The following is an 18,541-nucleotide window of genomic DNA, read 5'->3' as shown; positions in this document are numbered from 1 at the left end:
TCACGCCGTATGCCTTTGGCGGCGCCGCAGGGAAAGGCCCCGGCTGGCAATCCTGCTGCTGGCGGCAATGCTGAGTTGCCTGTTGTTCACCTGGCAAGCCAAGGCGGCAACGCCACTGCTGGCACAGACTCCCCCCGCATCCGCGCCGGCGCTCACGCCGAATGCCCTGGCGGACTTGCTGGAAAACCCCGAAGCGCGCAAGGCGCTGGTGGACGAACTGCGCGCCCAGGCCTCCGGCGCAAAACCCGCCGCTTCCCGTTCCGCGGGCGCGGCCTCCGCGCCCGCACAGCCCGCCGAACCCGGTTTGCAGGAACGCATGGCCGACAACGTCCAGCGCTTCCTGACCGGCCTGGCGACCGACATGGGCCAGGGCGTGGAAGACATGCGCGCGCTGGCTTCGGGCGGCAGCCTGCGCATGGACAGCGACGCCGCGGGCCATGCCTTGAAGCCGCTCGCGCTGGCCGCGGCCGCCACCATCCTCGCCTTCATCCTGCTGCGGATGATCGCCATGTACGTCTACGGACGCATCGACCGCTGGGTCGCCGAACAGCGCCACGCTCCCGAAGCGCCGCCCAGGCGCGGCGCGCCGGCCTCCATGCGAGTGCTGTCCCGGCGCGCGGGCGCGATCGTGGGCGCGCTGGCCATCGATGCGGGAGTGGTGCTGCTTGCCGCCATGGCAGGCGGCGCGGCGGCGCTGTGGGGCACGCCCGGCCGCGGCGCGCTGGACGCGCTGGCGGCGGTGTTTCTGCGCGCCTTCGTCTCGGTGGAAATCGTCAAGGTGCTGATCCGCACGGTATTCGCCGTCAAGCATCCGCACCTGCGCCTCTTGCCCATGACGGACGAAAACGCCAGGTACTGGAATGCGTGGCTGCTGCGCATCGCCACCGCGGCCGGCTACGGCACGCTGCTGATCGACCCCGTGGTCTCGGCCTCGCTGTCGCCCGCGCTGGGCCGGCTGGCCAACCTGCTGATCATGCTGGCCGTGTACGTGTATGCGGTGCGCGTCATCTGGCGCAACCGCCAGACGGTACGCGGGCACCTCGACCGGCGCGCCGCCAGCGCGACGACGTTCATGGGTTCGCGCTTGCACATCCTGGCGCGCGTGTGGCATGTGCTGGGCATAGGCTACTTCACCATCCTGCTGGTGGTCAGCCAGGTGGACCCGACCAACGCCCTGCCCTTCATGGCCCGCGCCACCGCGCAGACCCTGCTGGTCATCGGCGTGGGCAGCCTGCTGATCCTGCTGCTGAACGCCGCGCTGGCCAAGCCCATCAGGCTGCCTGACGACCTGCGCAAGCGCCTGCCGCTGCTGGAGGCTCGCGTCAACGCCTACGTGCCCGCCACCTTGAAACTGGTCGGCCTGATCATCCGCATCGTGCTGGTGCTGCTGGTCCTGGACGCGTGGCGCGCCTTCGACCTGTCGAGCTGGCTGGCCTCGGATGCCGGCGGCGCCGCCATCCGGATGACGGTGAACATCGTCATCGTGCTGCTGATCGCGGCGCTGGCCTGGACCGTGATCGCCAGCATCATCGAGCACCGCCTCAGCCAGAGCGAAGGACGCGGCATGCCCAGCGCGCGCGAACGCACCCTGCTGGCGCTGTTCCGCAACGCGGCGCTGATCGTCATCGTGACGATGACGCTGATGGTGCTGCTGTCGCAGATCGGCATCGACGTCGGCCCGTTGATCGCCGGCGCCGGCGTGGTCGGCCTGGCCATCGGCTTCGGCGCGCAGAAGCTGGTCCAGGACATCATCACGGGCATCTTCATCCAGCTTGAGAACGGCATGAACGAGAACGACGTGGTGCAGGTCGCGGGCGTGTTCGGCACGGTGGAGAAGATGACGATACGCTCGGTGGGCATCCGCACGCTGGACGGCGGCTACCATCTGGTGCCGTTCTCGTCGGTGGACGTGGTCGCCAACCACATGCGCGACTTCTCGTACCACCTGGGCGAGTACACCATCGCGCATCGCGAAAGCGTGGACGACGCGATCGTGCATCTGCGCGCGGCCTTCGCCGAGCTGATGACCGACACCGTGCTTGGCCCCGAGATCCTGGAAGACATCACGGTTGCCGGCGTTACCGCGGTCAACGAGAAGGGCGTGACGATCCGGATCCTGATCAAGACCACGCCGGGCATGCAGTGGGCCGTGCAGCGCGGCTACAACCGGCTGCTGAAGAAACACTTCGACGCCGCCGGCATCGAACTGCCTTATCCGCATACCGTGGTGTACTTCGGCCAGGACAAGCGGGGCTACGCGCCGCCGGCGAATGTCTTCGTGCAGGCCGAGCGTCCCGACGAAGGCGAGGACGCCCGCGCCGCCGGCCACACCCGGCGTCCGCTGGAGCCCGCGCCGCGAGGCGAGGACTCGGCCGAAGTGCTGGGCAACGAGCTGGAGGCGCGCGAGGAAGGCGAAGCGCCGCGCGCGTAGCAGACGCGCGTGGCAAAGGCGAGTAGCGGCGCGCTTGCGCGTGCCGCCTACTTCCCGTACGTGGCGATCAAGGTTTCCAGCGGCACGTGACCCTGGCACAGCCCCGAACAGGCGGGGCGTGCGCCATCTTCCAGCGCAATCGCATACTTCACCGCCGGATCGTGCTCCAGGCGCTGGCGCAGCGCCGCCAGTTTGGGCCAGCGGGACTTTGCAGCGACCTCATGGAAATCCAGCCAGCGCGCCACGCCGACCAGCACGGCGTCCGCCAGCGTCGGACGATCGCCTACGAGGAACGGCGTGTCGCCCAGCATCGCTTCGAGCTTGTCGTGCCGCTCGATGACGCGTTGCGCGCCCCAATCCCGCAGCGTTTTCTGCAAGGCCGGATCAGGCGGATCCATTTCCAGGGCGACCCAATGCGGGGTGAAGGCGGCGGTAAAACCGGTGTTCAGAAAAGCCATGAACTGGTGCATGCGGTCGGATTCCGGCGACAGCGGATCGAAGCTGATCCTGCGCTCGTCATCCCGGTTTTCGATCCAGCGCGCAATCGCCATGGTTTCCGTGAAAACCGCGCCTTGTTCGCTGACGAATGCCGGCGTTTCGTGGCGCGCGTTGATCCGCGCATAAGAAGGCAGACGCATTTCGTTCAGCATGTCCACACGGCACAGGCGATAGGGTTTGCCCAGCCACTCCAGCGCAGCGACGAGCCCCATGGAACTTCCCAGCGGAAAGCCATAGACAAGAATGGGTTCCAAGATTTCTTTCTCCGTAGATGAGGGTCACGCTGCGCAGCGGATTGAATTCTACGGATCTGCTAGGCTAAGTAAATTACGCACATTTTTGTCACCATGACTCTCCCATGAAAGACCTGGTTTCGCGCTGCCCCATCGAGGAAGTCATGCAGATACTGAGCGGCAGATGGCCGGCGCTCCTCATCTACTACCTCAAGGAAGGCACCAGACGCTTCAGCGACCTGCGCCGCGACAATCCGACCATCTCGCATCGGATGCTGACGCTGGAGCTGCGCAAGCTGGAGTTGGCCGGGATCGTCCTGCGCACTGATTTCGCTGGCTATCCGCGGCGCGTGGAGTACGAGCTCACGCCTTCCGGCAGAACTCTCGTGCCGCTGCTTGATGCGCTGGGCGACTGGTGGGACGAGCATGGCGAGGCGTCCGAAGACGCCTCCTGAGCAGGCCTGCCAGCTTTCAAGCCGGGCTTATCCGCCCCCCTGCTTGCCGGTGCCGATCAAATCCAGCAAGCCATCCGACAAGGTCCCGCGCCAGACCAGGTAATCGTGCCCGCCCGCCACCTCGCGGTGCGTCACCAGATAGCCCTTGGCACGCAGCACGTCCCGCAGATGGCGGTTGGTCTCCAGGATGCCCGGCTGGCCGCCGCGTCCGGACTCGAACAGCCCCGCGCCGAGGAAGAAGCGCACCGGCAGCTTGCGCACCGCGACGAACTGCCGCGTCAGCCACTGATCCTCCTCGCCGGCCGGCGACCACCAATAGGAACCTGACTGACTGAGCACGTTGCCGAACACTTCGGGGTGGCGCAACGCCGCATAGGCCGACGCGAGCCCACCGTAGCTGGAACCGCCGATGACCGTACGCGCGGCAGGCGCGCTGATGCCTTGCTTGCGCGCCCACGGCATCAGCTCTTTCGCGAGAAAGTCCGCAAAGTCGGGATTGGGCGGCAACTCCTGGCTGCGGGACTCTGCCGTAGGGTTGTCGACAAGCAGCGCCGCTGTCGGGGGAATGACACCGGCGGCGATCATGTTATCCAGGATGGTGGGCGTGGGTACGCGGCCCAGATAGGCGCCGGCATCGAACAGCACCAGCACGTGATTGTCCGCCGCGCCAGGCTGCCAGCCAGCAGGACGGTACAGGTGGATCTTGCGCGTGTTGCGCATGAGATCGCTGCGCAGCTCCTTGGTCTCGACCGTTCCCTGCCGCACGTCCGCGCGGGGCTCGACCCAGGGCTGCGGCGGCGCGTCCGCCAGTTCCAGCATGGAATAGGTCTGGTACGCGTCGACGCCGCGCACGGGGTATGCCTTGGGATTGTGCGGATCGGCCTGCGCCGTGGCCAGGATCGCGCGGCGCCGCGCCATGCCGGAGCCCGGAAGCTCCGGCACATCCGGCGCCAGGCGATAGGATAGGCGCGTGGACCGGGGAACGACGAAGCTGGCATGCCAGACATCGGAATTGCCCAGGCGCGCCAACTGAGCATGGTCCGACGATGGCCCGCCGAACAGGCGCACATTGCGTTCGGCGCCGCGCCACAGGAACGTGACGCGGTCATGCCTGGCGTCCACGGCCTCGACCAGCGGCGTGCCTCGCTGAGCCACCTCATCCCAAAAGGCATCCGTCGTGCCGCCAGCGGCCAGCGTCGCCGCCAGCGCGGCCAGGCGCGGGCTGTCGAACGCCGGCGCGGACGCACGTTGTTCCGCAAGGGGCAGGCGTTCCGTTACGGCCCAGCGGAACAGGCCCTGACCCTGCGCGCGAACGGTGTAGAGGCCGTCCTCCGGCGCCACCAGCATCAGGGCTCCGGCCGGTTTCTCGCCGTCGCTCAGCCGGCGCACGTGCTGCCCGGCGCTGTCCAGCAGATCCAGGGTCACGCCGGATTCCGCGGCCCAAGTGCCCGCGAGGAACTCTCCCTTCCGTAGCGAAATTCGTTCGTCCATATGGGCCTCGGGTGTGACGACGCCCTGCCTGGACTGCGCCGCGGCCATACCCGGCGCCATGCCTATCATCGAAACCGCCAGCGCGGCCGACGACATCCAATCCCGCCATTCCAATCTGTTCTTGTTACGCATGTTCATCCGTTCGGTTGTTCACGGCCCGTTCGCAGCGGTCCGCTATCCTTCGCGCGCGGCGAGCCTTCTGGGCGCCCATGCGCTATCAGCGTCGCCTCGTCCTATCCTGCGCGCGCTGGCCTTCGCCATCCAGGCAAATCCCAGCCCCGCCGCCAGGGCCGTCGCATCCACTGCCAGCGCCGCGGCCGACGTGTGCGCCCAAAGCCCGGAGGCGGGAAACAGCCCACCTACGAGCGAGGTCGCGGGTATCGCCAGCGTCAATGCTGCCGCGACCCATAGCAGATGCACCCCTGCCGCGGCGCCCCCGCGCAGGAATGCCCAGGCCAGGCTGGCAAAGAACGCCACGTAGTACAGCGCCCGGAGCCAGGCATTCAGATCGCCTACGTACCCGCTCAACCATTTGGACGCGACCATCATCAACGAGATGCCACACACGCACCCCAGGCAGACGCCCACGGTCGCCGACGCCATCAGCCGCGTGTCCAAGCGTTGCACTGGAATCTCGCCCGTCTGCCGGTTGGCGCGCTTGCGACGGGTTTCTATCCACAGCAGGTTGCCGCTATAGAACAGCCATGCGCCCGCAAGTCCAAGCAGGAAATAAAGCCACTGCACTGCCGCGCCGCCGAAGGAAGCCATATGCAGCGCGAAGAAACTGCTGATCCAGAGGTTGGGCGCGTCCTGCCCGCCCGGCAGATAGTCGCGGTTGAGCACCTTCCCGCTGTAGGGATCGAGCGCCACGAAGCCGCCTCGCGCCCGCGGCGACACCGCACTGTCGTCCTTGCCCCAGACGCGTACGATGGCGCGCGGGCTGGTGACCTGTTGATACTGCAGCGTGTAAGGCTCGAAACCCGGCGCGAGATCGCGCGCCTGGGCCAGCAGTTCCGCGGGCGTCAGCATGTCTGCGGGATTCCGGGCCTCTCCAGCGGGCGCGCCGCCGCCCGACCGCTGGAAAACGGATTCAAGCTTGCCTTCGTACATGAGCTTGTCCTGCAGATCGTAGATTCCGTCGTGGAACGCGAACACGACCGAGCTAAGCGCCATGACGATGTGAAATGGCAGCGAAACAATGCCCACCACGTTATGCGCATCCAGCCACATGCGCTTCAGGTTCTTACCGACCCGCAAGGCGAAAAAGTCCTTGACCAGCGACGGCAGCAGCACGATCACTCCCGACACCAGGGCGATTGCATAGAGCGATGCGACGATGCCCATGAACCAGCGGTTGGGATCGCTGTCGACAGGCAGGCCCACCACGCGGTGGAGCACGTCGATGAACGACATCAGCCCGCTCGGCGCGGACTCCTCCAACCGCAGCTCGCCGCCCGCGCCCAGATAGGCGACATGGTGGCGGATCGACGATTCATCGTGATCGTCGGCCTGCCCGTCACGGACTTCCCAGGTCATGCGGGCCGGCACGTGTTCGGCGTCCTGCAGATGGATGCTGAACCCCTTGGCCACATCCGGCCGCGCTTGCAGGGTTCTGGCGATAAGGGCGGGCGCTTCTTCCAGCGGCACGGGCGCGACGACCGCGGGCGGCGTTGCCCAACGGGTAAGCGGCTCCTTGAATACTGTCAGCGCGCCGGCGTAGAAGGCGATGAACAGCGCCATTCCGGTCAGGATGCCCGTCCAGGTATGGACGGATTTGTAGATGCGTATGTAGTCGGCTCTCATGATCGCGGACTCCCTTCAGATCGCCTTGACGACTAGCAGTCCGCCGTAGAGCAGCACGCAGGCTCCGCCCAGCCAGATCCACGCGCGCAGGCCGCTGGTGAAAAAGTAGACGGTGCTCGCGACGCCGAGCCAGACCGGCGGCACCAGCCACATGGCAAGCTGCGAACGCGTCGCCAATGGAATGCCGGCCATCCAGGCGGCAAGCGCCGCGCTGGCGCCCATGGCCAGCGCGAAACCGAGCAATGCGCCTGCCAGGCTCTTCGATATCCAGTCGCGCCGGATCGGCGCGGGCTTAACGGGCTTCATGCCTATCGCTTCCGCGCAAGCCCGCCAGCACGCCCAGATACGGCATGAGGCTGAAGAACAGCATCAAGGCCGTGCAGAAAACGAACACGGCCGCGACGGCAGAGAATGCGCGCAGGCAACCCCAGCCGCCCAGCGCGAGCAGCAGAATGCCCGCGACGCGGGCGGACAGGACCGGCCAGGACGTGGCGCCCCATCGCTGATTGGGCGAGGCGCGATAGATACAGAAACTGCCCAGGAACAGGCTTGCCAGGCTGAAAAGAATCAGGACTTCCATGGTCACCTCTGAATGAATTGCCCGAGACCTGCCTGCCTATCCCTGCCCCGCATCGACTGTCCGGAACAGGGACCGACAAAACATCCCGCATTCAGAAACTGATGCTGGCGGAGGCGGTTACGGTGCGCGCCGGCCCCAGCGTCACGATAGGCGTCGTGTCGCTGAAACTGCCGGCGTAATAGTGCTTGTCGAACACGTTGTTGACATTCAGCCGGTACACGACGTCCCGGCCGTTGATCTGCGTGGCGTAGCGGGCGCCCAGGTCCAGTTGGCCCCAGCCCGGGATCTGCAGCTTGTTGGCCGCATCGGCGTACTGGCTCGAAGTCGCCTGCACGCGCGCGCTCAGCGTCACGCCGGGCACCCACGGCGTATCCCATTCCAGCCCGGCATTGGCCTGCCAGCGCGGCGCGCCCACCGCGGTATTGCCGTCATAGCGGCCATACGAGGTCTTGACCTGCGTGCCTTGCGTGTAAGTGACGCCGCCCAGCACGCGCACGCCCGCCGCCAACTCGCCGAAGGTATTCCACTCCACGCCGCGGACACGCTTCTCGCCGCCGTCCGCGTACGTAGGCTTGGCCGTGGAGCCCTCCGTCACCAGCATGGGCTTGTCGATCTGGAAGACTGCCAGGGTATTGGTGAAGGTGCCGGCATTCCACTTGACGCCCAGCTCCTGCTGCTTGGTCTTGTACGGCGCGAACACCTGGCCATAGTTGCTGGCGCTGGTGTCCGTGACGCTATCGCCCTTGCTCAGGCCCTGCACGTAGTTGGCATACAGCGAAACGTCCGGTCCCCAGGGCTTGACGACGATGGCGACGGCCGGCGTCACGGCGTCCTCGTCATAGCGAGCCGTCGTCTTGCCGCTCTTGTCGAAGTTCGTCGTCTTCACGCGCTGGTTGCGCAGGCCGCCGGTCAGGAGCAGCTTGTCGTCGAAGAAGGACATGGTATCCACCAGCGCCAGGCTGGACAGCGTATTCTCCGCCGTCTTGGGCGCGCTGCCCGGCACCGCCGGCATGACCGGCGTGATCGGGTCGTAGATGTTCGACTTGAAGGTCGATGCCGTGCCGGTGGCCGACCCGTCCTCGAGCTTCAGCAAGGAGGCCTGGAGCACCAGCTCGTGCCGCACGCTGCCCGTGTTGAACCGCGTACGCAGCCCGCCTTCGGCCGAGGTGGCATCGGTGTAGGCGCGCTGGCCGATGATGGAGCCGGTGAAATTGCCATTGGCGTCTATCTGCCGCGCGTGAGTGCCGTTGATCAGGCCCGATTGATGGCTGTCGCGCCTGCCCACACCGGCAAAGGCCGATACGCTGTCATTGAAGCGGTATTCAGCCCGCGCCATGACGGCGTTGCTCTGGATGCTGCCATAGCCGGTGCTGAACTGGTTGATGCGGGGATCGGGCGCGTCGGGCACGACGGAGCCGCCGAACCAGAACATGGCCGGCGTGCCGCCCGAAAACGACTCCTGGCTGTGGTAAGCGTCTATCGACGCGCTCAGGGCGCTGCCGCGATAGTCCAGGCCGGCGGACAGGAACTCGCGCTTTCTGGATTGGCCGTCCAGCGTGGTGGCGCCGTCGCTGAAGGAACCGTTGACGCGCGCGCCCCATTCATTGGCGGAGCCGAAACGGCGGCCGGCATCGATGGTCGTGCCCAGCTGGCCGTCGGCCTGCCAGTTCACGCCGAAGGTGGCATTGGGCGTGTCTTCCGCCCGCTTGGGCACCAGGTTGATCGTGCCGCCCACCGCGCCGCTGGGCGCCATGCCGCTGAACAAGGCGTTTGGGCCTTTCAGCACCTCCACCCGCTCGACGAACTCCAGCGGCGTGCGCCCCATGGGCGCCAGGCCATACATGCCATTGATCGCCACGTCGTTCTGGTTGACGTCGAAACCGCGGATGCGGAAGTTCTCGTAGGCATGCCCGCTCGACGTCGTGAACCGCACGGAAGGATCGTTGGCCATCACGTCCGCCAACGTACGCGCCTGCTGGTTCTGGATCAGCTCGGAGGTATAGCTGGTGACGTTGAATGGCGTGTCCATCACGTCCTGATTGCCCATCAGGCCCAGGCGCGCGCCCTGCGCCACCTGCCCGCCGGCATAGGGCGCGGGCAAGTCTTCCTCCGAGACCGAACCCGCGGTCACGGTGACGGGCTGCAGCGTCGTGGCTTGCGCCGCGGTCTGAGCGGCGGCGCTGGCGGGAAGAATCAAGGACAGCGCGACTGCCGGGCTAAAGCACTGGACGCACAGCGAGATAGTCAACTGAGTTTTCTTGGCCACAATTCATCTTTCCGATATCTAAATGCGAATGCTTATCAGATGAATTATATATTTAAGAGAGTGCTATTGACCAAGAAATCAGGAGTCCGCAGCCAGAATCCGCGCGAATTGGCACGCAATTCAATAAGAATCAAAGGCTTATATTTTTTTTATTGACATACCAACGCAAAATTCCGCGGCCTCGGTTTGGAAGTCGCCAGCCCGGGCGCGGTTGGCAGAAGCGACAACGCCATCCCGCCGTCCCCAAGAACAATCCGCGCCGGTAAACTGCGCCGTCATCTCGGCGCCGACAGGCCCGCCGAACGCTTATACAACCTGGAGAGCTACACAAGATGATCCGTCATCTGGTCCTTGCAGCATCGTTGGCCGTGGCAGGCAGCGCCGTGGCTGCCCCCTCTTTCAACTGCGCCAAAGCCGCGACTCCGGTCGAAAAAGCCATTTGCGCCCACCCGGCCCTGGCCGACCAGGATGCGGCCATCGCGCAGCAGTACAAGGCGGTGCGCGCCAAACTCGACGCCGAGGCAGTCAAATCGCTGACCGCCGACCAACGTTATTTCCTGGGCGTGCGGGACAGGATCTACGACGAACCCTTTTCGGGCAGCACGCCGGTCAGGGAGATCGGCACCAGCATGCGCTACCGCCTGGATTTTCTGAAGTCCATCAATCCGCAGCCGCCTGCCGGTTTTGTCGGCAAGTGGAAGAACGTCGAAGGTGAAATTGAAATCACCCGCGGCGCCGACGGTCAACTGCTCGTGGCCGCCAATTCGGCCGAGCCCTACAGCGGCCGCTGGGTCTGCGATCTGAGCGGCAAGGCGGTCGCCGTAGGCGACAGCATCATCGTCACCTATCAGGACGGGCCGCCGTGGACGCTGGACCTGACGCGCCGGGGCGCGGTGCTGGTGGTGCGAGAAACGCCGCCCGCCGGAGTGGAGAAAGACGGCTTCGGTCCGCCGTTCTGCGGCATGAACGGCAGCCTGGCGGGAGACTGGTTCGCGGTGCGCTGATCAAAGGCATCCCGCAGCTGCACGCAAACTCGATGCGACTGCGTGCCGCCGGACACCACGATTACACCGATGACGCAGCCGTTCCGAGGGCTGCAGCCAGCAAATCGGCCAGGCCACGCCCGGCGCTGCCATCTTCATCAAGATGCGGATTGTAGATAGTGATCTCAAGGCCGACAGCCTTGCCGCTCGACAGGACAATCCGCAGCGCGGCCGTCAGCTCTTCCCACGACAAGCCGCCAGGCACGCGGAAATCGACGGCCGGCATGATGGCGTCGTCAAGACAGTCTGCGTCGACGTGGATAAAGAAACCGTCCAACTCTGCTCGCGTCAGATGATCGACTGCCTGGCGCGCAGCAGCCTCGATGCCCATCGAACGTACTGCGGGGAGATCAAGCGTCTTGAGCGCTTCAGGGAGCGGCTGGCTGCCGTACTCTTCCTGGTCCTCATGATCGCGATACGCGAACGCAACAGCGTCTTCTGGGCGGACCAAAGGCCCGCGCCCTTCGATGTCGGCCAATAGCGGCGGACCATGGCCGGTGACGAAGGCAAGATCCATAGAAGCGCCTTCGCCGTTGGGTTCCGCCTCAGGTTGGAAAAAGTCGGCGTTGCCGTCGATGAAGAGCAGACCGTAACGGCCGCGCCTGCGCAACGCGAGCATGGAACCCAGCAGGATTGTGCAATCGCCGCCTAGCAGCACCGGAAACTCGCCCGCATCAAGCAACGCGCCCACCGCGTCGGCAAGCTTGGGCGACCACGCCGCAATGGCCTTGGCGTTCAGGGTGCCGGTCTCGGGATCGGGCGTCGGATTCTTGGGAGGCACGGCAAGTCGCCCGGCGCGGCGTGCATGGATGCGCTCAGCAAGGCCGTGGGCCAGGAGCTGATCAGGCAGACATTCCACACCGTCGGTCGCCAAGCCTAGCGTGGAAGGGGCTTCGAGGATTGCATAGGAGAGAGTCGGCATCAGCGCCTCCGGGGCGGCCATTCCGCAAGAAATATGATGCCAGACTACAAATTGCGGCGCGAAAGCTCAATCCGACACCGTATCTTCCGTTTCCCTACGGAGACGCGGGCGGCTCCCATGACCCGTGCGAGCCCTGGAGCAAGGCTCTTCAAGCCTGCGCGCGGCGCGGTAGCCAGCGCCAGAACACGCCGGCCGCCACCAGCCCCAGCGTGCCAACACCGAACGATGCGCCGCCGAGCGACACCAGGGCGGTCAGCACCGACAGCGCCACGGGTCCGCCGCTCGAGCCAAGGTCGGCCATGAAACGCCAGATGCCAAGGAACTGCGTGCGCGCGCCCGCTGGGGCGGCGTCGGCGCCCAGTGTCATGACGATGCCCGATCCGATGCCGTTGCCGAAGCCCAACAGCGCCGACACCAGGATGAAGCTCGCCACCCCGTCGGTAAGCGGGATCGCCATCAGGCTCAGCCCCATCAGCAGCGTGCAAGGCAATGCCACCCACAAGCGGCCGCGCTGGTCCATCACCTTGCCCGCCGGATAGAACACCGACATGTCGACTGCGGCGACCAGCCCGTAGATGAGCGAAGTGGTGGCGGCGTCGAGGCCCAGATGATCTGCCCACAGGGGAATCACCACCTGGCGCGACGCGCGCAGCGCGCTGATCAGCATCACGCCCACGCCGAGCGTGGCGTACACGCCGCGATGGTCGCGCGCAACCTCGCCCATGCGCGCGCGCGGCGCGCCCGCGCTCACGCCCGCCGAAGGCTCGATGTCGGGCGCCTTGATGGCGATGAGTCCTGCGCCGAGCATGGCGCAGATGGCAACCCAATAGGCGCCATCCAGCCCCACGAAATGAATCAGGGCCGCCCCCGCGAAAGGGCCGAAGAAAGTACCGATCCGCGTCGTTCCGCCGAGCGTGGACAGGGCGCGCGCCCTGTACACCAGCGGCACGACCTCAATCATGTAGCTCTGGCGCGCCAGCTGAAACACCGACTGCGCGCATCCTTGCATCAGCATCGCCAGCGCCAGCACCCAGAGGTTGGGCACGCCAATCACGAGCAGCAGGCCGACCACGCTCAACACCGCCGCGCCAGCCATGGCGCGCTTCTCGCCGAAGCGATGCGTAATCAGCGCGGACGGAATATTGGAAAACAGCGAGCCGACCCCGATGAGGGCGGCGATCAGGCCGGCGGTGGCTATCGACGCTCCTTGATCGCGCGCGGTGAGCGCGATCACGGGAAGAATGGCGCCGTTGCTGATGCCATAGAGCAGCGATGGGCCGAACGCCGGCACGGCGATCTGCTTCAGATTGAACGAATCGGGTTGCGACATGGCGGGAGAATGGGAGACCGGCCGCCTGTCCGCCGCCTTGCCGCGGGGCACGGGACCGGTCCGGCGGACATTGGCGCGGGATGCCGGAAGTGTAGCTGGCGCCCCTCGCGCCCGCCTGTCGGCCAGCTGACAGCCGCCGCGTCTCTCGCCAGCCGTTCAAAGTCCGGCAGACACCGGCTTTCCCTTCCCGGCGAAGCAGGCCGCAACGCTTGACAATCCTTGACTGTTGAGTCCTGGCGATACATTGCAACACACTGTAATCTTTTTCCATACAAATTGTGTCGGCCGAGCATGCGCTCGACTGTGTACCGTTCCACGTATTCGCCTGTCCATGCCCGCAACCCTTCTTGAATGGTCCGTGCCTGCAGCGATCCTGATGTGCGCCATCGGACTCTGCGCTGCACGCTTCATCGGCTTCAATACGCTCCGGTGGGGCTGCGCCCTGGCCTGCCTGGGCGCAGGCTACGCCATCATGCTGGTGCAGGCCAGCGCACTTTCCCCATATAAACAGGTCGTCGAGGATGCTTTCATTCTGGGCGGCGTCATCCTCGCCTGTCGCGCCCTTCAGAGCCGCAGGCGCAGCCAAGTTTCCCCCTACTTCGATGCTGCGGTCCTGCTTGCCTCGACGGCGATGGTAGTTGTCTCGGTGGTGCTGTTTGCCAGCGCGAAGCTGGAAACGTTCTTCGTGCAAGCCTGTTGCGCGCTCGTGACCTGGCGGGCCACGCTGTCCTTCGCCAGGCATGCCGTGACTACGTCGGACAGGGTGCTCACCGCCGCGTTCCTTTTCATCTCCCTCGTGTTGACGGGCCAGTGCATCCTGTACATTGCCGCCCCGATTCCGCCGCTCTCGACGGGCGAATGGAGAACGTCGGTCTGGGGCATCCTGATCCAATACACCGGACTGCTCGGAAGCATAGTCCTGACCTTCGCGGTCTTCATCGCGACGAGCTACGACGCCATAGAGAAGTACCGTCGCCATGCCCATACCGACGCCTTGACGGGCCTGCTGAACCGCCAAGGACTCGATAGTCTGCTTGCCTCCGGACGCGCATTCTCGGATGCGGCGACACCGACCGCGCTGATCATGGCCGACATCGACAACTTCAAGCGCATCAACGATGTCTTCGGCCACGCGTTTGGCGACATGGTGCTTGCCCGATTCGGCGCCCTGCTGAGGCCGCAAGCAGACACCCGCATCCATGCGGCCCGGCTGGGAGGAGAAGAATTCCTGCTGCTGCTGCCCACGGCAAGCCTGGAAAGCGCCACCGCAATCGCCGAAGAGATCCGTGCCAGTTTCGTGGCGCAGCGCTGGGCGCCACAGGTTCCAGATTCCCGCTTCACTGCAAGCATGGGAGTGACCCTCGTGCAGGCAGGAGAACCTTTCGCCAGCGCGTTGAAGCGGGCAGACGACCTGCTTTACGAGGCGAAGCGACAAGGACGGAACTGCACGGTTGCGGGTATGGCGCCGGCCGAGGCCGGGCATGGCCGCCACGCGCCTGGCGACAACGCAAGTACTCAAGCGTGTTGCGCACAGGCATGAAGTCGCTGGCTCGGCCCGCGCCGCACGCAGAGACCCCGAAAGAGTTCAAGGCGGCGGGCAGCGCGCCGCGCTCATAGCGTCATGACCGGCTCGTCTTCGATTCGAAAGAACAAGGCGCTCGGCCCCATGATGCCCGTTCCGTCGAGATACTCGAAGGCAACGCGCTGGCCCGGCGCGGCAGCTTGCCCTAAATGCTCGACCCGGTACATCACGCCCCCGATGCGATAGTTGTGAACCAGCGTGGAAATGTTCGAGTTGGTCGCGCGCACGCGATAGCTCACGACTTCCTCGACCAAGCCGCGTACCCCGAGCTTGTAGCGGGCCCGCTTCAGCCTGGGGCTGCGCACGCCCAGCGCGAATCCCGTGAGAACGAAGAATGCGGCCAGCAGGATCAAGGGCCCCAGGAACAGGCTGCCGACCAGCGGCGCCAGGGCGAGCACGTAGAAGAACTTGCGCAGGCTCAATTCTTCCTTGCGCACGGCCTCGCGGTCGGCATTGCTGACTTCCTCGACCGAATTCCAGGCCTGCGCGCTCATCGGGTACTCGGCCAGCAACAGCACGGGTGGCGCGTCGGGGTCCAGCGTCAGCAAGTGCAGGCGCACGGGTAGGTCCGTCAGCGCCACGGCCGTCACAGGCCGGAAACCTTCTCGAGTGTCCCTGGCGATCTCGTTCCAAAACGGCAGAGCTACGTCCACGCGCTGTTCGCCGAAGACGTAGCAGATGCCGGGACTCCCGGCCGGACCAAAACCGGTCAGGTGCCCGGAAACGATCTGCTTGGGTACACGCCCCTTCAACACCCGATTGAAGCGGCGCCAGGCTTGCGGCAGGCGCAGCAACCTGCGTCCAAGAAAGACCGCGAAGCAAGTCATCGCCACTGTGCACAACAGGATCACCACGCCGTCAGCGCCGCGGCGCAGGCTGCGATCGGACGCGCCAAGCACGACGAACATGATCGCGCTGCTCGCCAGCAGCAGGAACATCAGCCCCGCGAACACGGCCGTCAGGAATCTGCCGCGACGGCCACGGCGCAGCAGCACGATGTCCTCATCGGCCAGGGGTTCTTCCGTGACTTGCAGCATTGCGCTCATGCTACCCCGGCAGCTTGCGCTGCTTGCGCGCCGCGCGTTCGGCCAGCCGCTGCGCCATATCCTGCTGGCGCTGCAGCAGATCGGCTATCTGCTCGGCGTAGAGGTCGGTGAGGTCGCCGGCCTGCGGCTCCACTTCGGTCAAGTCATCGATCACCACGACGGTCCCCGTCTGATCCACGCCCCAGATCCGGCTGCCGTCGCCCACGATCTTCAGCACGGGCAGGATGCCGGGCAAACCCGCCTCGGCGAGCTGGCGCTGCTGCGCCGAGATGCTGGCCCATTCGGGCAACTCCGGCGCATCGACGCCCAACAGCACCAGGCCGCGCCAGAACGTCCAGGCGGGGCCGACCTCGAACTCCTTCGCGTGCGGCCAGACTTCCTCGCGTGCCATCACGCACAGGCCGTTGGTACGCCCGCAGAAGGCCGCAAACGCCGAAGGCAGCGGGAAGCCGACAGCGGCCTCCAGAGCGGCGATCGCCTCCGCATCGGGCGCGGGCGCGGCCACGACCTCGAAATGTTCAGTGTCCACGGGATCCAGGATTTCCCACATGCGTTGATGAAACTGTTCGGCGATCATGGTCATGCAAGCATCCTGAAGCTAAGAAAAGTCCTGGTTCGCCGCGAAGACGGGAGCCTGGAGGGCGCACCACTATATCCCTGTTTGCGGCGGACCTGCCGATGCGAACGTACGAGCCACGGCGTGCCCAGCGCCTTCAGTCCCGCCGGCCAAACAGCATCGTCAATCCGAACAGCGCTCCCAGCCCGCCAACGATAGCCAGCGACATCGACGGTTCGCGCAAGCTCAGCGCCATGACCGCCACTCCCGCCCCCAGCACGACGATCAACAAGCCCACCAGGCGTCCTGCGTTGGAACCATAGAAATGTGTGCGGCGCGCCGCCTGCGTACCGGCGGGCTGGCGCGTATGCCACGCCGCCAAGGCCTGCTCAAACTCGCGCAACAGACGTTCACGTGTGGGCCGGTCCACTGCAGTGACCAGCAACGTCGGCAGGCCGGGGCGGACCAGCTTGAGATAATCGTCGGTGCCCCAGCGGGACAAATGGGCGAAGGCGACGGCAGAGCGGCGCGAAAACTCCAGCCCTTCGGACGTCACCTTGACGGTATTGCGTGTGGGAAAGCCTTTGAACGCCACCAGCGGCGGCACCAGCAACCCCAGCACCGCCAGCACAACCGCCAGAACAATCGGCCCACGGTTGAACACCACCAGCATGAAGCTGCCCGCCGCCAGGGCGAAGGCCAACGGCACCGACAACTGGTGCCATCGGGTATAGACCGAGACCTGAATCCCGTCGTTGCTAGTCATGTTTGAGCCAATTGCATGTCGACTTCTCCGTGAATGACGCACGTGTCACGATCAGAGTGTAATCATGCGCCTGTGCGGAACCTGACGCGGCATTGCCTCCAAGCGCCAAGAGGCCGCTTTGGATACGGTGGCTCAGATCAGGATTCGCAGATCCAGTCCGCAGGCCGGTCATCCGCCGCGAAGCGTACGGCCGGCCAATAGCCATCCATGAACCAGGTCGCGTCGCGCGGCGCCAGGTGCAGCACGTAGCCCCCGTCGGCCGCGACGATCAGGTCGGATGGCGTGAAGTGTTCCAGGAACGTCGCAGGGGGATCTTCGGGGTCGCCGCTGTCGCGTCCCGCCTGCCAGAGGAATTGCAACGCGGCGTCGCGGTGCGTCGCCAGCGCTTGAGCGATCGAGCGGGCCCGCGCCAGCAGCGGCGCCGCCGCCTGCGGATCGGCTGCCAGCAGCACCACGCGCAGCCGGCCTCCGTCGGCGGTCGCGCAATCCAGCCAAGTCTCCTGGGCAGGCAGGTTGTCGTGGGTATAGGGCTGCATGGAAGGTCCGCCTATCGGCGCTGTCGCGCCTCGGCGCGACGCCGGCCGACGTGCATGATCGCCATGCCCGAGATCGCAAGAGCGGCGCCGATGAACAGATTCGCGGGCGTGGCTTCACCCAGCCAAAGGCTGGAGAACAGCACGCCGAACACGGGCACCAGCGTGATGTAGCCCGAGGCCGCGCCCGCGCCCAGCGCCTTCACGCCTTCGAAGTACCAGGCGTAGGCGATCGCGGTCGCCCCGAACGCCAAAGCCAGCAGGCTGCCCCAGGCGCTGGCCGGCGCCTGCCCCAGCTTCTGCCAAGCCGGCACGCCTTCCACGATCAGGCTGGTGAGCAGCAGCATCAGCGCGCCGATCACGGTGGTCACCGTGGTGGTGGTCAGGGCGTCCACGCCTTTGAGCACCAGCCGGCCGATCAGGGTGTAGGCCACCCAGCAGGCCACGCAACCGAGCAGCAGCAGTTCGCCGATGCCTACGCCGGAGCCGGCAGCGGCTTGTGAAACCCCGCCGCCGATGGCGATGTACGCACCAATGGCCGACAGGACCATGCCGGCCAGGATGGCGGGGTTGAGATGTTCGCGGAACAGGATCGCCGCCAGCAACAGCGTCGCGCCGGGGTTCAGCGTCACCACGATCGCGGCCTTGCCGGCCGGCACCAACTGCAGGCTCAACATGAAGAAGCTGGAGTAGCCAAAGACGCCCGCCAACGCGGCGGCGGCCAGGCCGAGCCATTGGTTGCGCGTCAGGGACTTCAGGCCGCGCAGCGCCGAGGCGCGATGCATCCACAGGACCAAGACCACGCTGGCAAACAGGAACCGCAGGCTGGCCGCGGCCAGTGGCGCCATGGACTGGGCGACGACCTTGCCCCAGGACCACGACGCGCCCCAGAGCGCTGCCATGCCGAGCAGGCGCAGGTGCGTGGCCATCAATGTATTTTTCATTTGTGCTTTGAATGTGAGCCGCGGCGGCCGCACGAAGCGACGGAGCAACCGCAACGCATCGA

General features: G+C 65.8%; 17 protein-coding genes. 4 read left to right on the top strand and 13 right to left on the bottom strand.

Annotated features, from left to right (window positions below):
* Window positions 1-67: 67 nt before the first annotated feature.
* Window positions 68-2,431, top strand: coding sequence for a mechanosensitive ion channel domain-containing protein (locus N5C88_RS02120; protein WP_280014571.1), 2,364 nt, complete (start codon window positions 68-70; stop codon window positions 2,429-2,431).
* 47 nt (window positions 2,432-2,478) lie between these two features.
* On the opposite strand, the gene N5C88_RS02115 is transcribed toward N5C88_RS02120, so the two are convergent.
* The gene (locus tag N5C88_RS02115; RefSeq protein ID WP_059371428.1) at window positions 2,479-3,183 is read right to left on the bottom strand and encodes a glutathione S-transferase family protein; all 705 of its coding nucleotides are present in this window, start codon (window positions 3,181-3,183) and stop codon (window positions 2,479-2,481) included.
* A 104-nt stretch (window positions 3,184-3,287) separates the two neighbouring features.
* Here N5C88_RS02115 and N5C88_RS02110 point away from each other — a divergent pair, with 104 nt between their 5' ends.
* Entirely contained in the window at window positions 3,288-3,617 is a 330-nt protein-coding gene (locus N5C88_RS02110) for a helix-turn-helix domain-containing protein (RefSeq protein WP_059371427.1), read from the top strand.
* Window positions 3,618-3,644: 27 nt separating this feature from the next.
* Here N5C88_RS02110 and fes read toward each other — a convergent pair whose 3' ends face one another.
* From fes to N5C88_RS02085, 5 genes are all read right to left on the bottom strand, one after another.
* Window positions 3,645-5,240, bottom strand: coding sequence for an enterochelin esterase (fes, locus tag N5C88_RS02105; RefSeq protein ID WP_280014570.1), 1,596 nt, complete (start codon window positions 5,238-5,240; stop codon window positions 3,645-3,647).
* Between the two features lie 42 nt (window positions 5,241-5,282).
* Entirely contained in the window at window positions 5,283-6,911 is a 1,629-nt protein-coding gene (locus tag N5C88_RS02100) for a PepSY-associated TM helix domain-containing protein (protein WP_280014569.1), read from the bottom strand.
* 15 nt (window positions 6,912-6,926) lie between these two features.
* Window positions 6,927-7,217 (bottom strand): hypothetical protein, encoded by a 291-nt coding sequence (locus N5C88_RS02095; RefSeq protein WP_280014568.1) that lies wholly within the window; start codon window positions 7,215-7,217, stop codon window positions 6,927-6,929.
* Window positions 7,204-7,491 carry a hypothetical protein gene (locus N5C88_RS02090; RefSeq protein ID WP_280014567.1) on the bottom strand — a complete coding sequence of 96 codons (288 nt, stop codon included), beginning with the start codon at window positions 7,489-7,491 and terminating at the stop codon, window positions 7,204-7,206. Before N5C88_RS02090 ends, N5C88_RS02095 begins: the two co-directional genes overlap by 14 nt.
* A 91-nt stretch (window positions 7,492-7,582) precedes the next feature.
* Window positions 7,583-9,757, bottom strand: coding sequence for a TonB-dependent receptor (locus N5C88_RS02085; protein ID WP_280014566.1), 2,175 nt, complete (start codon window positions 9,755-9,757; stop codon window positions 7,583-7,585).
* 332 nt (window positions 9,758-10,089) lie between these two features.
* Here N5C88_RS02085 and N5C88_RS02080 point away from each other — a divergent pair, with 332 nt between their 5' ends.
* Complete coding sequence (locus tag N5C88_RS02080; RefSeq protein ID WP_280014565.1) at window positions 10,090-10,761, top strand: lysozyme inhibitor LprI family protein; 672 nt, start codon at window positions 10,090-10,092, stop codon at window positions 10,759-10,761.
* 61 nt (window positions 10,762-10,822) lie between these two features.
* Here N5C88_RS02080 and N5C88_RS02075 read toward each other — a convergent pair whose 3' ends face one another.
* Together N5C88_RS02075 and N5C88_RS02070 are read right to left on the bottom strand one after the other, a co-directional pair.
* Window positions 10,823-11,722, bottom strand: a complete 900-nt coding sequence (locus N5C88_RS02075; protein WP_118931426.1) for an arginase family protein — start codon at window positions 11,720-11,722, stop codon at window positions 10,823-10,825.
* A gap of 148 nt (window positions 11,723-11,870) precedes the next feature.
* Window positions 11,871-13,052, bottom strand: coding sequence for an MFS transporter (locus N5C88_RS02070; RefSeq protein WP_059371420.1), 1,182 nt, complete (start codon window positions 13,050-13,052; stop codon window positions 11,871-11,873).
* Between the two features lie 358 nt (window positions 13,053-13,410).
* On the opposite strand from N5C88_RS02070, the gene N5C88_RS02065 reads away from it, so the two are divergent.
* Window positions 13,411-14,592, top strand: a complete 1,182-nt coding sequence (locus N5C88_RS02065; protein ID WP_280014564.1) for a GGDEF domain-containing protein — start codon at window positions 13,411-13,413, stop codon at window positions 14,590-14,592.
* 71 nt (window positions 14,593-14,663) lie between these two features.
* Here the strand turns inward: N5C88_RS02065 and N5C88_RS02060 are convergent, their stop codons facing one another.
* The 5 genes from N5C88_RS02060 to N5C88_RS02040 all read right to left on the bottom strand — a co-directional run bounded on the left by N5C88_RS02060 (window position 14,664) and on the right by N5C88_RS02040 (window position 18,479).
* Entirely contained in the window at window positions 14,664-15,680 is a 1,017-nt protein-coding gene (locus tag N5C88_RS02060) for a hypothetical protein (RefSeq protein WP_251879280.1), read from the bottom strand.
* A 1-nt stretch (window position 15,681) separates the two neighbouring features.
* Window positions 15,682-16,263 (bottom strand): SMI1/KNR4 family protein, encoded by a 582-nt coding sequence (locus N5C88_RS02055; RefSeq protein WP_280014563.1) that lies wholly within the window; start codon window positions 16,261-16,263, stop codon window positions 15,682-15,684.
* A gap of 130 nt (window positions 16,264-16,393) precedes the next feature.
* Complete coding sequence (locus N5C88_RS02050) at window positions 16,394-17,002, bottom strand: hypothetical protein (RefSeq protein WP_280014562.1); 609 nt, start codon at window positions 17,000-17,002, stop codon at window positions 16,394-16,396.
* 137 nt (window positions 17,003-17,139) lie between these two features.
* Complete coding sequence (locus tag N5C88_RS02045) at window positions 17,140-17,538, bottom strand: hypothetical protein (RefSeq protein ID WP_118931335.1); 399 nt, start codon at window positions 17,536-17,538, stop codon at window positions 17,140-17,142.
* 11 nt (window positions 17,539-17,549) lie between these two features.
* Window positions 17,550-18,479, bottom strand: coding sequence for a DMT family transporter (locus N5C88_RS02040; RefSeq protein WP_059371414.1), 930 nt, complete (start codon window positions 18,477-18,479; stop codon window positions 17,550-17,552).
* Window positions 18,480-18,541 lie beyond the last annotated feature (62 nt).

The sequence above is a fragment of the Achromobacter sp. GD03932 genome (assembly GCF_029839485.1).
GTDB classification, from domain to species: Bacteria; Pseudomonadota; Gammaproteobacteria; order Burkholderiales; family Burkholderiaceae_B; genus Achromobacter; species Achromobacter bronchisepticus_A.
Note: the sequence above shows the minus strand (reverse complement) of the source record. Positions and strands in the feature narration are given on the sequence as shown.

Excerpts from the sequence above, each read along its gene's own strand:
- N5C88_RS02120 (WP_280014571.1), top strand. The coding sequence starts at position 68 with ATGCTGAGTTGCCTGTTGTTCACCTGGCAAGCCAAGGCGGCAACGCCA.
- N5C88_RS02110 (WP_059371427.1), top strand. The coding sequence starts at position 3,288 with ATGAAAGACCTGGTTTCGCGCTGCCCCATCGAGGAAGTCATGCAGATA.
- fes (WP_280014570.1), bottom strand. The coding sequence starts at position 5,240 with ATGCGTAACAAGAACAGATTGGAATGGCGGGATTGGATGTCGTCGGCC.
- N5C88_RS02100 (WP_280014569.1), bottom strand. The coding sequence starts at position 6,911 with ATGAGAGCCGACTACATACGCATCTACAAATCCGTCCATACCTGGACG.
- N5C88_RS02095 (WP_280014568.1), bottom strand. The coding sequence starts at position 7,217 with ATGAAGCCCGTTAAGCCCGCGCCGATCCGGCGCGACTGGATATCGAAG.
- N5C88_RS02090 (WP_280014567.1), bottom strand. The coding sequence starts at position 7,491 with ATGGAAGTCCTGATTCTTTTCAGCCTGGCAAGCCTGTTCCTGGGCAGT.
- N5C88_RS02080 (WP_280014565.1), top strand. The coding sequence starts at position 10,090 with ATGATCCGTCATCTGGTCCTTGCAGCATCGTTGGCCGTGGCAGGCAGC.
- N5C88_RS02075 (WP_118931426.1), bottom strand. The coding sequence starts at position 11,722 with ATGCCGACTCTCTCCTATGCAATCCTCGAAGCCCCTTCCACGCTAGGC.
- N5C88_RS02070 (WP_059371420.1), bottom strand. The coding sequence starts at position 13,052 with ATGTCGCAACCCGATTCGTTCAATCTGAAGCAGATCGCCGTGCCGGCG.
- N5C88_RS02060 (WP_251879280.1), bottom strand. The coding sequence starts at position 15,680 with ATGAGCGCAATGCTGCAAGTCACGGAAGAACCCCTGGCCGATGAGGAC.
- N5C88_RS02055 (WP_280014563.1), bottom strand. The coding sequence starts at position 16,263 with ATGACCATGATCGCCGAACAGTTTCATCAACGCATGTGGGAAATCCTG.
- N5C88_RS02050 (WP_280014562.1), bottom strand. The coding sequence starts at position 17,002 with ATGACTAGCAACGACGGGATTCAGGTCTCGGTCTATACCCGATGGCAC.
- N5C88_RS02045 (WP_118931335.1), bottom strand. The coding sequence starts at position 17,538 with ATGCAGCCCTATACCCACGACAACCTGCCTGCCCAGGAGACTTGGCTG.
- N5C88_RS02040 (WP_059371414.1), bottom strand. The coding sequence starts at position 18,479 with ATGAAAAATACATTGATGGCCACGCACCTGCGCCTGCTCGGCATGGCA.